Consider the following 14,367-nt stretch of genomic DNA (forward strand, 5'->3'; position numbering starts at 1 on the left):
GAGTTGGCCCTTTTTTTATCTTTATTTTACTTGCCATAATATGAAAAATCACATTATTAACAATGAGTTACCATTAGCACATCAATAGTAAAACCAGACACTCAACAAAAAGCCACACATCCCATTAATGAAATGTGTGGCTGTTTAGATCTGTTCTGCTACGAACTTAGATAAGTTTAGGGGTTACTCCATATCACCTAACAAGTAATCTTCATCGCTGCTCACTACTGCGCCGTGCTTCAAGAAGTTCTTACCTAGGATCATGCTGTATTCGAAGCGAGAACGGTCTTGAAGGTTTACCCTCACCTCTTTCTCTAGGTCTCCGAGCTTAACCTTCATTTCTACCACAGGGCGAATGTTCACCTTCTCGCCTTTCTTGGCTTTAATGCGCATTACATCAATCACTGGCTTGGTGAAATCTTGCTTATCGCCTTGGTTGTTTTGATAGGTAAAGCTCACCATGTCTTGGCCATCTTTCTTAAATCGTTTGATGTTGACTGCGTTCATTGAGCTTACATCCGCACCAGTGTCGAGCTTGGCCGGGAACTTCATGCCGTTCACTTCTACTACTTCAATATGCCCAACTTTAAACAGTGGTTCGGCTTTCAGAAGGTAATCAGAACGCGTATTAACGTAAACGCCCTCTTTTGCCATCTTCTTGCCTAAAATAAAGTACGCTTCTTTCTCATTTGTATTGAGCACGTCGATGGCGAACTCTTGCGTACGCACTTTTCCAGACACCGCAAACTCACCACTTACAACAGGGCGAGTATCATCCCCGACTTTAAGCTTCTTAATAATTGGCTTGGTCACCTTCTGCTTCTCACCATTTACATCCGTAAGATAAAATTCAACGGAAGCATCTTTGCCTTTACCTGTCATTTCAAAACTGTCGACCTTCAGCAAAGGTGTATTGACAGTGAAAGAAGCCACAGCCTTAAGCGGGAAGTCATCTAGGGTGATGTCCTCTTCCGGCGAGATAATCATAGGCTCACCAGACTCAGCCACATCACTAAAGTTCTCTGAACCTTCTGATAAAATATTCTCAGCACTGGTGTCTATCATGAAGAGCTCGCTGGCGGTGTTGGTTCCAAATCTCAACTGCGACTCACTACTCGAGCGCTCACGTAGGTACACCAGAACGTCTTTTGTGGTGTTTTCATCGAGTTGAACAGGCACATACACCAAAGGTCTCTTCTTACCGCTCACGCTTAACATACGAACCAACGGCAATGTCATCTCTTTTTGCTTGCCGCCGTTGTCGAACATATCAAACGTCACTTCTTTGTTCTTTTTGTCTATGTCGATGTCTTTTGCATGCAAAATGCTGTAGCGGTTCTTTAAAGAGAAAGTCGCATTTATCGCCATTCCCGAGATAGAAACCACCTCTTTACGGCCTACCACCGTTGCGTTTTCTTGCTCTTGCAAGTAGTCGTAACCTGCAAACACCAGAGCGTTGTCCGCAAGGAAGGTTTTTCCGATCAATACTGGCGCAGAGAAGTGGCTTCTGTCGGTCAGGTTAACGTCTGTTTTTAGCTCTTGGTCTGCAATGGTAAGCGACATTTTTACGGTAGGACGAAGTAAAGGCGTGCTGCTGGTGCGGCTGCGTATCATGCTGACACGCTCTAAAGGCGCTTCGATTAATACCATGTCTCCCGTGCGTGGGTTTTGGACCTTAAAAGACACCACAGCCTCATATTTCGCTAAGGTACTGCCATCCCAATCATCGTAATCAACATCGGAATTGTTCAACAGGTCTTCGGTTAACGCCGCCATCAACTCTTGGTCTTTGAGATTTTGGTAATCGGGATTAGAGCTCTTCACATGAATGTCTTCAGCATGCATAGAAGTGGTTTCCGCACCGGTATCAATTTTACCAATGAAAGGAACGTCTTTTAGCCCTTGAACGCTAGATAGGTACACGTTCTCAGTGCGACCTAATACCGACTTACCATCGAGTTCGTAAGTGGGATTTTGAGTGGTAGGTGAAGTGTCAGTAGCCAAAGTGTATTGTGAAAAAAGTAGAGTGCTTAAAAGAGTTAGAGCCAAAGGTATCTTTTTCATTAGTTGGTCCGTTGTGATCAGTTCACTAATAATACTGGCGTTTGCGCGAAGAGTTCCCCCACCAGCAATGGTTCTCACATAACGTTAACGCTATGAGTTTTTAAATGACAAACCGATGACTTTGCGCTGCATTCGCTTATCGATTATTGACTAATGGATACCCAATAACCTTTTCAATGCTCGGTGTTCTATTGAAGAAATGAATACAAAAAAGGCCAACGACGAGCGCTGACCTTAGCTATTCAAAACACACCTGAAGCGAGTTTAACTTGCTAAAACACAAACGGTTCTAGATAAACATAGCACTAAAAAGTCCCGACTGTTTTCTTTGCACAGATAGCTCGAGCTTTTTCTGCGTCCTCACCTTTATTTTTGAGATAGCACTGTCGATAAGATTTGACGTAGCGCTCAAATAACACCTCGGCTTCAGGTTGTGGTTTAGAGAGCAGTTGGTTAACGAACTTTCTTGATCCAACCTCAAAATGCTGAGTATCGATTGGGCTATTCCAATCCCCTCCCCAGATCATAAATCCGTGATGGGCAAACAGCTCCACCACATCTTCAGCCATGCCGCGGCGTTCAATTTCATCACGAGCACGAAAACGAGTACGGTTCACATAACGAGTCGCAGATTGTGAAGGCTTTACCGTGATTCTTCCGTTGCTATCAAACTCTAAGAAAGGGTTTTGAACTGGGTTGATGTCGATTGCCACACCATAGGCATGTTTCGACCAACCTCCTCCGCCTGTAATAGGACGAGCGTTAAAGGCGCTGCTGTTGTTCGCATCCATTGAGGCGCTATCATCACCTCTGAATTCACGCATTAGGCGAGCGGAATGAAGAGGAAAATTGCGCTGTTTGAGCTCTGAAAAGATTTGTTCAACAGCAGGCGCAATAACATCAAGCACGATCATATTGCCCTGTTGCGTTTCCCCTTTGAAACTAATGAAATCGAAATCCACTTTGGATAGTCGCTCACAACCAACGGGCGCACCACTACTCAAGACATTGTTCTTTTTCATCATGTCGCATTGCCATTGAGATATAGGAGCGACTTGGGCATAACTCACTGCACTGAGCACAGTGGCCAGACAGCCGACAATAAAACGTTTCATATCAAAAACTCAAAATAGTAAGAGTGAAAAGTAGCAGAAGTTGGAAAATAGCATATTAAGCCAAGTTGAGCGCACGCTTTGTTAGCGTGTTTTGTTCCAGTAAACAATCTCTCTAACTCGTCCGTTCTGATCCTTGTCAGCTTCTCCACCAACATCAGAAAGTTCAGGTAAGGTCGATAATTGCGGAGCGTAATAGGCAACTAACATAAGTACGAACGCATCGTAAATATCGTCTATCGCGGCGTCTTTACGTTTGGTATTTGAAATGGCCAACGACAAGCGGTCACACCATTGAGGGGATAGCTGCTGAATAATAGAAAGCCGTTCCTCTTTGCCTTCTTGCGTTCGTTTTGAAAACGTCAGCGGTTCGTCTTTCAATGCTGCAAACACCACTTCAGGATGTGATTCCCTGATAGAAAGATTGGGATGAGTTTCAATGAGCTCATCAAGCTCGCGAATCTTGGGCACAATTCCCCAAGTCTGTTTAGAAAACTTCTTATCAAGCTGCTCCACATTGGCACTGCACGCCGCAATGTAATCGGTTTGGTAAACCGCCTCACGACACGGAACCGGAAACACCGAAGAACCACGTTTGCTGGTTAGAAAACGCCTTGCTGCTTTGTCACACAAGCGATCTGGAGTTTGTGCATCACTAAAACCAATAGGCATATCGATAAGCGCCGTTGAACCGATAAGATCACTCGCTAGCTCATCGAGGGTGTTTACCACTTTAAACGCAGGTATCTCATTGTCAGAGACAATCCAAGCGATCCAACCCGACTTGCAGCCATCAATTCCGATGTATTTCATTATGTTCTCGATGATTAGTTTGTTGAGGGTTATTTGGGATAACTAGCCCACTTAATGATCAGTGCCACTCACTAATCAGAAGTCTGCTTTTTACACCACGTACCTGCAAGCCCATTGCATCGAACACCTCTTCAAAGTCTCGACACTGCGCAGGGATGTTAGGTAACGAAAGCGCGGCTTCTGAAAAGAATTGTTGTTCAAAATGAGCCGAATCGTTCCAAGCGAGTTGCCACCACTCTAGAATCCTCGACTTAGACGAGCGCAGCTTTTCAGCCGTAGGAACTTTATCACTTTTACTTAAGTTCTCTTTGCTTGTAGTAGGAAAGAGGTTCCACTTATCGTTGTTTGGCCAGTAAGCGAAAGGCAAACAGTGATCAACGTGATACTCATTTTTTAATGATTTTCCACTCCACACGCTGACAATGTCGGCACGATCAGATCTAAGTTGCTCGACACGTTTACGCACATCGCGAGTATCATGGTTTTGATCGATCCATACCAAGCAGTCGTGATAAGTCTGTAGTGAAATGCTTCGCTGTCGGTTCAACTCGAAACGCTGCATCTCCATGACCCATTGATTCACCACCAGTGGTTCAATCCAAGAGTGGTAGATTCTAAAGCACTCCCACAGGCTTTCATCGAGAGTGAAATAACCAAAACTTTCTAAGAACTCACTATCAATGACCAGTGATTCTCGGCTCTTCCGTCGTTTGTGAGGTGGGTATATATCGAATAGTCGGTTGTCTTTCGAGCCTTGATAAATGAAAGTCACAGGTCCTGATTTAATGGTGCTGATCGTTTGTGAAAATAGCTTTTGTAGAGCCTTAGCTTCATCGCCGAGAAACATAGCGCCTATCGCTAGATCATCAGCACTTAAGTGTTTGAGTTTATTCCACCCATCCTCTTTTACAAACCCAAGTCCCTTCGTTGTGTTGCTATTTTGCTGAATCCCTGCGCCTTCTATGTCGATATCAATCAGTCGCTTAAACTGCCTAACCCAATACAGAGCAACCAAGCCCACTGGTAGAGAAATTTTTCCATCAGTTCGATCAATCACAGCGCCTGAATGCGCATCAGCAATTCGCAGTAATGTTCTCAACAAAGCCAACTTGTATGTGGCCGACTTGTTGTCATTCACAATAATGTGGCGCACCTTGTTCAAATCACCGGAGCCATCATCTGGCAAGGTCATCACCACGGTTTGCCACCAAACCTCACAGCGCTTCAAGGTGTCTTGGCTGTTATCAACATGACGCACCAACAAAGCACTGTTCTTCGACAAACGCTCAAGCTCTTCAACCGAGACCTCATAACCCTCTCGGTCGTCATGAAACTCTCCGTGACGTAGGGTAATCACCAATTTGCCATTTGGAGCGAGTAAGTTAGATAACTTTCTGAATGCTCGCTCTCGATATGACGGTGCAAGGTGCATCCACACAGCACTGACCAATATCAAGTCAAAACGCATTCCGAGGTTTTCAGTGCGGCTAAGCGAGGGAAGTGAATCATCAATCCAGGTAACACTTGGGCCTGTATATTTCGAGCCTTGTTCGCGTAATGAAGCACTTGGTTCTATCGCAATAACATCAGCTCCGGCTTTGTGCATCCATAGCACATCACGACCGCTCCCAGCACCGACATCTAATACTTTATCGCCCTCTAAAGGCCAATAAGCTTGCCAGCTTTTATGCACCGTCTCGAACGTCACTGAGTTGTACTGCTGGCAAAGTGTGTGAGCATTTTTATCGTAAAAAGGAATCGATGAGGACATATGCGCTATTGGAGTAAGGAGTCTATCTCAATAGTAATGGGGAGCTTAGGCGATTGCTAGCAGCTCATGCAAGTTCAGCCACACCGAGCAATATTTATCGTTAGTGACTGTTTTATATCAATATCCACCTAATGAGTGCATCAGGCGAATCAGTCTCGTCAGCAAAACAAAAACAAACAAGGTGCAAGCTGACGTGCGAACAGAGATAATTGTTTGAAGATGATTAACTCGCCTCAAGCACCAAACCGATAGAAAACTAATGAACACATACTCGCACATAGATACCCCGTTCAACCTGCGCCACACCTGTTGGTTTTGTGGTGAGCCTTCCAGTAACCTTGTTGAATTTCCTAAGACAGCGCAGGCAGTTGCCAAGATTGGCCATTCACCGATAGCACTGCCGGCTTGTAATGAGTGTGCGAGAATTAACTATTCAAAGAATCTGACCTCAATTTGGTCTGTGCGCGATCAGATAAAACACACTCTGATAGACAAGTACGCTAAGCACCTTGGCATCGGTGAGAACTGGACGGAGCAAGAGCTTATTGATTCTGATTTCTCGGGTTCGACGCTCGGTGGGTTTGGGCGCAGCGCTTGGAAGATGTATCAAATCGCCAAGCAACGCGTCGATTATAAAGGCTGGCCTTTGTCGGTTGATGACATCCCACTTGAGGTATACGACGAAACCAGTGGCTTTGAGTTTGACGGTACTCGTTATGCCTCAATCAATTCATGTATCGACTATTTCACCAAGGCAGCAGGCGTAGACAAAGAGCTGTTGTCGCAGCTTGTCGACATCGTTTCATCAGAAAGGTTTAGCTACGCACTGCGAATCACCAAGCTGAACAAGAATGTCTCTAATACCAAGCGCTCGGAGATCGTCGAAGAGGTACTACAACAAGAGTCTGAACAAGAAGAGATACTGCTTGAGCAAGCTAATTCAATGTTTAACCCAAACGTCGAAGAGGTGAATATTTCAGGCTCAATAGCGCCTGTATTTGCCATTCAGTGGGCGCTGGCTAACAAGGTTAAAGATTTAGCCCACCTTTGTGCTCTCGAAGATGAGTATTTTGACTATTTCGAGCACCTCGGCGGCCCTGCAGCTTTCATGTCCTATAACGGCCTACAACTCTATTTAGAGTCGCGTCAAGATCCTGAATGGGTAGAAGAGTTGGATCCAAATAAACAGTATTGGTGAACATGCCTCGCTACTGGTGAACACGTGTAAGCTCGATAATCGTGTCAAACACCCATTGTTAGTCCTTGTTTTATATAAAGATCTAAAAACAGAACCCTATAACAGTTAATTGTTGCAATTCGGTTAAATAGAGTGAAAACTTCAAGCATCTAAAACTATTTAATCACTGCCATCTGCGGTGAGTAAGGAGTGAATTGTGCTTGCTGTTCTTCGTATTATTTTGGCTACGGTGTTTATTATTTTCACCACTCTATGTGCTTTTGTTTACTGCTTGTTTAGCCCCAAGAACCCCAAGCATGTGTACGTTTTCTGTCGTTGGTTCAACCAACTCCAAAAGATCATCGGTGTAAAACTGGTGCAACGCGGCCTAGACAATGCCCCGACACCAGAAAACAGCGTCTACATCTCTAACCACCAAAGCATATTGGATTTTGTGACCGATCCAGGAATGCTAAGACCACGCACTGTTTCATTGGGCAAACGCGATTTGTTGTACGTGCCTTTCTTTGGCCTGCTGTATTGGATCACCGGTAACATCATGATTAACCGCGAAGACAAATCCAAAGCACGCGATACCATCAAGCAAGTGGCGGAAGCGATTCATCAGAGAGATCTGTCTGTTTGGGTTTACCCGGAAGGAACCCGTAGTAAAGGGCGTGGACTACTGCCGTTCAAAACAGGCGCTTTCCGAATGGCAATTGAAGCTGGTGTGCCTATCACCCCGATGTGTACTAGCACCACGCACAATAAGATCGACTTTAATCGTGCCAATAATGGCATTGTGATCACCGAGATGTTGGAACCTATCGATGTATCCGGATACAAGCTTAGCGATGCGAGAGAGTTGGCCAATCGCTGTCACGCACTCATGGCAGAGAAAATAGCAGAGCTTGATGCCGAAGTGGCTCGTTTAGAGGCGCAGCAAAAAACAGAGTTGGATTCAGATCGTTCTTCTACGAACTAACTCGCAACGAAACCACTGAGTCATCGCTCAGTTACTTAAAAAGACACTCAACGATCGCAACTCTCATTGTTCTTGTTTTACTTGCTGGCGCTTATCCGCAAAATAAAAACAGGCGTTAACGGCTTTATAGAGCAATGGGAGCAAACGATGGAAGTGATTCACCATGGTGGCAAACATACTGTCACAGGATCTTGTCACGAGCTAAGAGATTCAGGCCAAGCGGTGCTCATCGATTGTGGCCTTTTTCAAGGTTTAGATCTTCAAGGTAAAAAGCTTCAAGGTGCGGACACTCGCCCTCTTGATATTGAATTTGAAACATCCCACCTCAACGCTCTGCTGCTGACCCATACTCACATTGATCATATTGGCCGATTACCTTGGTTACTCGCCAGTGGGTTTAACCAACCGATTTATTGCACGCAAGCCACCGCTGAACTTGCCCCTTTAATGATTGAGGATGGCTTAAAGCTGCAAGGACTCAGCAATAAACAGTCGAAGCTGATACTCAAAAAGATTCATTCGTTAATTGCTCCCAAGCCTTACGGGGAATGGTTTCCAATCACGTCTAAACAGCAAAACAACGGAAAGGATCATGATAGGCCAAATACTCTGTATGCTCGCTTTCAACCTGCGGGGCACATCTTAGGTTCTGCCTATATCGAGATTAAGTTACCCAACCAAGAGGTGGTGGTCTTTTCTGGCGATTTAGGCCCAAGTAACACACCACTACTGCCCGATCCTAAGCCACCACGACAAGCCGACTATCTGTTTATCGAATCCACTTATGGCACCAGTACACATGATGATATTGCTACGCGATCTGAGCGTCTCAAGGCCATTATTGATCGTTCACTGCTCGATGGTGGCGTTATTCTAATCCCAGCTTTTAGTATCGGCAGAACTCAGGAATTGCTGTTTGATATCGAACACCTGATCTTTAAGCATCAACTCAGTAGCGATATTCCTATTATTCTCGATTCTCCGATGACTCAGAAAGTGACGCGTTCATACCGACGCTTTAAAGAGTTGTGGGGACAAGAAGCAAAGCAGCGTCTTGAACTGAAACGTCACCCACTCGCTTTTGAACAGTGCATTACCGTTGATGGGCATAGAATGCACAAGAAAATCGTGAATCGCCTAAAGTCGACAGGTGAACCCGCGATTGTGGTCGCAGCTTCTGGGATGTGTCAGGGCGGCAGGATAATGAACTACTTATCCGCCTTGCTTCCCGATAAACGAACCGATGTAATTTTAGCTGGCTATCAAGCGCACGGAACGCTCGGACGAGAGCTGCAACAAGGGGAAATGCAGGTTTATATTGATAACAAAGACGTTGAGGTTAATGCTCAAATTCATGGCATGTCTGGCTATTCTGCCCATGCTGATAAAGGGGACCTCTACCAATTTATAGAAGGCATCGCGACGCCACCGAAAGAGGTGCATTTGATTCATGGCGAGCCAAATACTCAGTCTGAATTCGCTCAAGCTTTGGTTGGAAAAGGATTTAAAGTCGTTTAAAACAGGCGATTGATTCACGATTTCTGATTGCGGTAATCCTTACGGAAAGTTCTAAAAATCACTACTGACATTTTAAATAATACCTCCCCTTAAACCTGCCTAATTTCACTATATCGGTGATATATTCTTGCGTCTTTACCGTCGTAATGTGTTAACAGTCATTAGTACTGAACAACGTTTCCTCTCATTTTTCTTCTATTTTCCCTTCTGACACATATTGTGAGTTTCGAAAATTTGTATTAATCACTATTTATTCACTTTACAAACCGACACTAAAAACAACTAATTGCATATCAATTTTAATGGAACGATTATCAAATTAGCACTAAGCGTTAACAAACACCCCCCTGTAACATGCTTTATGTCACAGTAATCCTAATAGGCAGTTAAATAATTTAACACTCGGGTTACAAGTGAAGTATTGTGTTGTTCGAAAAACAATCATAAGCAAAACTAACAGGGAAAATACTCATGCAGTCATTCGTTGATTTTTTGAATGGAATAATCTGGAGTCCAGTACTTATCTACCTATGTTTAGGTGCAGGTTTGTTCTACTCCATCATGACTCGATTTGTTCAAATCCGTCACTTCTTTGAAATGTGGCGCTTGCTACTATCGGGTAAAAGCTCATCAAAAGGCATCTCGTCTTTCCAAGCTCTAGCCGTTTCGCTATCTGGCCGTGTAGGTACAGGTAACATTGCTGGTGTTGCTGCCGCTATCGGTTTCGGTGGCCCAGGTGCAGTATTCTGGATGTGGGTTGTAGCCTTCTTTGGCGCCGCGACTGCTTATGCAGAATCTACGCTAGCGCAAATCTACAAAGAAGAAGACGAAGGCCAGTTCCGTGGTGGTCCGGCTTACTACATTGAAAAAGCAATGGGTCAGAAGTGGTACGCATGGATCTTCGCAATCGCGACTATTTTTGCATGTGGTATTTTGCTTCCAGGTGTTCAGTCAAACAGTATTGGTAATGCTGTAGAAGCTGCATTTGGTTCAGGTGACATGATTGAAACAGCTGTCGGTACATTCAGTTTCGCTAAAATTTTCACCGGTACTGTTGTTGCTATCATCCTTGCTTTCATCATCTTTGGTGGTGTTAAACGTATTGCGAACTTCACACAGATCGTTGTTCCTTTCATGGCATTGGCTTACATCATCATCGCGTTCGTTATCATTCTGCTAAACATCAGCCAAGTGCCAACTGTTTTCGCAATGATTGTTGGTGATGCATTCACACCTATGGCAGGCTTCGGTGCTGCAATTGGTTGGGGTGTTAAGCGTGGTGTTTACTCAAACGAAGCAGGTCAAGGTACTGGTCCTCACGCGGCAGCTGCTGCAAGTGTTGATCACCCAGCTCAGCAAGGTTTAGTACAAGCGTTCTCTATCTACATCGATACACTTCTAGTATGTTCAGCTACAGCGTTCATGATCATCATCACTGGTGCTTACAACGTTCACGGCGGTGCTGAGGGTGTATTCCTTGTTCAGAACCTAGCAGCAAACGTTGGTGCGAATGGTCCTGTATTTACACAGCTTGCTATTGAAAGTGCACTACCAGGCATTGGTAAGCCATTCATCGCATTTGCTCTGTTCTTCTTCGCATTTACAACGATTCTTGCTTACTACTACATCGCAGAAACGAATATTGCTTACCTACGTCGTACCATCAAGATCCCTGGCATGATGTTCGTACTTAAGCTTGTTCTTATCACTGCCGTTTTCTATGGCACAGTTAAAACAGCGAACCTTGCATGGGCAATGGGTGATGTTGGTGTTGGCTTGATGGCATGGTTAAACATCGTTGGTATTCTGATCATCTTCTTCATGTCTAAGCCTGCGCTTAAAGCTCTAGCTGACTACGAAGAACAGCAGAAACAAGGCGTAACTGAGTACACATTCAACCCTGTAAAACTAGGCATTAAAGGTGCAACTTACTGGGAAGAGAAGTACAAGCGTAAAACAGGCAAGTCTCCAGAAGCAGAAGCTGCAGACACTAAACCTGTAGAGCAACCTTCAGCTTAAGCTTTCCTTAGCAAATAGATCGCTTTAACAAATAGACCTCTTTAACTGGCTCTATTAATAACGCATAAAAAAGGGGTTAGCCATTTCGGCTAACCCCTTTTGTTTTGTTCATAACCAATAAATGGCTTATAACAAACTAACTGTTCCCGAGTTAGAGTATTAAGCAGCGATTTCTTGTGTTGCCATTTGAGGTGCTTTCTTCTCACCGATAGGCAGTACTGTGCGGCCGTATTCGTTGTTGATTACTTGTGCCATTGCAAAGTAGATAGCTGAAGCGCCACAGAAAATACCTTCAAAACCAGCGATAGTGCCGATTAGTTCGCTGCCAGTGAAATCACGAGCGGCTAGCAAGAAGAACAAAATAGTTAGTGAACCGAATACTACTTGCTTCGCCACTGGGTAGCATAGAGAGCCGATGAACATGAAGCCTGTGAAGATGCCCCATAGTAGTAGGTACCAACCCATGAATGCTGCAGGGCTTGCAGGTAGACCCATGTAAGGCATCACGATTAAACCAACCAAAGACAACCAGAATAGGCCGTAAGAAGTAAACGCAGTTGTACCGAACGTGTCACCACGTTTGAAACACATTGTGCCCACGATAACTTGGCTCAAACCACCGTAAAAAATACCCATAGCAAGAATCATTGAATCGATTGGAAAGAAACCTGCGTTGTGGATATTAAGAAGAATAGTGGTCATACCGAAACCCATTAAGCCTAGTGGCGCTGGGTTAGCTAGTTTGGTCGACATTGCGAATTTACCTTATTAAAGTGGTTGATTAAAAAAAAGCGATAAAAATTATCAGAAAATTTTAATCTATAAACCGTACAACTAGGTAATCCAGTTATCGAAAACTAAGATTGTGTAAATGATCTTATGGAAAATAGGTTTCATAATGAACCTATTCAATTCACCGAAACTATCAATAAACAGATTCCCTATCACGTTCGTTCCTCACTGTAAGGAATGACGAGTGAGGTAAGTGTTGAGGCAATGAGACAAAGCCTGGTGCTACGTCACTCTAGAATCGAGGGACGGGATATCTGGAATCTACTCTTCGATATGAGCACTTGCGGCACACAAGAGCCCTCTGTCACGTTCGTTACTTACTGTGGGGAATGACGAGGTTTTTTTAGGTACGATAAAAGAGATGGGGATGCGAAAAGAGTCTTTAGATTTGAGTAAGCGCCCCCTTAATAGCAAACGTAGGCAACAGGTGGCGAGCTTTTCGTTACTTGTTTACTCCATTAAATCTCGTATCTACTTGGACAGATTAAATTACGCTTGTTGTGGTTTAGATTCAGACACTTGAGATTGAACGTCTGAAGAAGCGTTTTTACTCGCATCGCGCTTGGCTAACAACGTCACGACAATCAACTGAGCAACAAGAGCACCTAATACAACCAATGCACTTCCCGTAAAGCCTGCGACTACAAAACTAATCAGAGCAATAGAGCCGTTCATCAATGCGTAAGGTAGCTGCGTCTTAAAGTGTTCAAACTGATCACACCCAGCCCCGGTTGAAGAAAGAATCGTGGTTTCAGAGATCGGTGAGCAGTGATCACCAAACAAGCCACCCGATAACACGGCACCAATCGCGACGAGAAGCGGAGCATCTATCGCAATCGCGGTTGGAATAACTAAAGGCATCATTATCGCGAAGGTTCCCCACGATGAGCCCGTTGCGAATGAGATAATGGCAGACAGCAAGAACGCGACCGCAGGTACTAACCAGTAAGGGAAACCGCTCTGTGCTTGCTCAGCAATATAAGCCGCTGCACCCAACTCTTTACCAACGGTGCTTAATGCCCAAGCCAATACCAAGATGATCGCGACTGGCATCATGTTTCCCATGCCTTTTAAGTACACAGAAACACCATCAGACAACTTTCTTACACCGTAGTAAGCCATTAACGAAATTAATGTAATCGCCGCAAAGAAATAAGCCGATGATAACGCCGCTCTAAATGATGAACCTGCGACCTTTTGGAACGGGAAACCTTGTGGTACCAGCATGGCACACAACACCACCAGCATCACTAACAATGGTGCCCAGACAAAAGATGCCTTTGCATTTTTATGCGAGAACGGATTTAGTGATTCGTTATTCACGCCAGAGTTAATTCCCGCCTGGCAATCACGCTCAGCTTTTGCCATTGGCCCAAAATCTAAACCTTTAACGGACACGAGCGGAACGATGAAAATCGCGAGGAATGCGTAGAACTGAAAAGGAATCGCACCGATGAACGCATCCCAATCGGACATGTTGACATTCAACGCCGTGAACTCTTTCTGAATAAGGCTCATGATATACACGCCCCACCCAATGAAAGGGATAAGAATAGCAACGGGCGACGAGGTTGAATCAATGATGAATGCTAGCTTCTGTCTAGAAAGTTTCAGTTTATCGAAAAGGGGACGAAAAACAGGGCCAACAATTAAAGGGGTGCCTAAGTCTGAGAAAAATATAACGATTCCACCCAACCATGCTGACAATTGAGCTTGGCATTTATTGCTTACCCACTGAGTCACTCGCTTTGCAAACGCGACGCCACCACCGGACTTTTCCATCAATGCGACAAAGCCACCGATGAATACCAACAGCATGATCACACCAGCGTTATAGCTGTCGGTAAGTTGAGGGACTAGGTAACCTTTCACCATGGTACCAAACGTATCAAGCGGGTTAAGTTCGCTAAACATGCCAGTCAGCATTGCAACACCACTCAGCACACCAGCAAAAAGGCCTATCACCACATTCCTTGTCGCCAATGACAACACCAAAGTAATCACAATGGGGATGAGTGACGTGATATCTGTCTGTTCCATAGGTACACCTTAACCCTAAAATAAGAGAATAAATATAAATTAAATTTGAATATAAATTCACAAGCATCATTTGTAC

10 protein-coding genes are annotated in these 14,367 nt (G+C 44.5%); 4 read left to right on the plus strand and 6 right to left on the minus strand.

Going from position 1 to position 14,367, the window contains the following annotated elements:
• Positions 1-183 precede the first annotated feature (183 nt).
• The 4 genes from AB4623_RS20865 to AB4623_RS20880 form a co-directional block, all read right to left on the minus strand.
• A complete protein-coding gene (locus AB4623_RS20865; protein ID WP_372147326.1) occupies positions 184-2,064 on the minus strand; it encodes an ATP-dependent zinc protease in 1,881 nt (626 codons plus the stop codon).
• Between the two features lie 305 nt (positions 2,065-2,369).
• The gene (locus AB4623_RS20870) at positions 2,370-3,179 is read right to left on the minus strand and encodes a M15 family metallopeptidase (protein WP_029235636.1); all 810 of its coding nucleotides are present in this window, start codon (positions 3,177-3,179) and stop codon (positions 2,370-2,372) included.
• Between the two features lie 81 nt (positions 3,180-3,260).
• The gene (locus AB4623_RS20875) at positions 3,261-3,989 is read right to left on the minus strand and encodes a DUF429 domain-containing protein (protein ID WP_017062812.1); all 729 of its coding nucleotides are present in this window, start codon (positions 3,987-3,989) and stop codon (positions 3,261-3,263) included.
• 58 nt (positions 3,990-4,047) lie between these two features.
• Positions 4,048-5,760, minus strand: a complete 1,713-nt coding sequence (locus AB4623_RS20880; protein WP_372110122.1) for a class I SAM-dependent methyltransferase — start codon at positions 5,758-5,760, stop codon at positions 4,048-4,050.
• Positions 5,761-6,019: 259 nt separating this feature from the next.
• On the opposite strand from AB4623_RS20880, the gene AB4623_RS20885 reads away from it, so the two are divergent.
• From AB4623_RS20885 to AB4623_RS20900, 4 genes are all read left to right on the plus strand, one after another.
• Entirely contained in the window at positions 6,020-6,958 is a 939-nt protein-coding gene (locus AB4623_RS20885) for a hypothetical protein (RefSeq protein WP_136974081.1), read from the plus strand.
• 196 nt (positions 6,959-7,154) lie between these two features.
• Positions 7,155-7,922, plus strand: a complete 768-nt coding sequence (locus AB4623_RS20890) for a 1-acylglycerol-3-phosphate O-acyltransferase (protein WP_065584647.1) — start codon at positions 7,155-7,157, stop codon at positions 7,920-7,922.
• A gap of 147 nt (positions 7,923-8,069) precedes the next feature.
• Positions 8,070-9,440, plus strand: a complete 1,371-nt coding sequence (locus tag AB4623_RS20895; RefSeq protein ID WP_372147327.1) for an MBL fold metallo-hydrolase — start codon at positions 8,070-8,072, stop codon at positions 9,438-9,440.
• A 471-nt stretch (positions 9,441-9,911) separates the two neighbouring features.
• Positions 9,912-11,459 (plus strand): sodium:alanine symporter family protein, encoded by a 1,548-nt coding sequence (locus AB4623_RS20900; protein ID WP_048669206.1) that lies wholly within the window; start codon positions 9,912-9,914, stop codon positions 11,457-11,459.
• 159 nt (positions 11,460-11,618) lie between these two features.
• Here AB4623_RS20900 and AB4623_RS20905 read toward each other — a convergent pair whose 3' ends face one another.
• Entirely contained in the window at positions 11,619-12,212 is a 594-nt protein-coding gene (locus tag AB4623_RS20905; RefSeq protein ID WP_010440610.1) for an acetate uptake transporter, read from the minus strand.
• A 528-nt stretch (positions 12,213-12,740) separates the two neighbouring features.
• Complete coding sequence (locus AB4623_RS20910) at positions 12,741-14,291, minus strand: Na+/H+ antiporter NhaC family protein (protein ID WP_137001226.1); 1,551 nt, start codon at positions 14,289-14,291, stop codon at positions 12,741-12,743.
• Positions 14,292-14,367: the final 76 nt, after the last annotated feature.

The organism is Vibrio sp. 10N.222.52.C12, from assembly GCF_041474215.1.
GTDB lineage: Bacteria > Pseudomonadota > Gammaproteobacteria > Enterobacterales > Vibrionaceae > Vibrio > Vibrio crassostreae_C.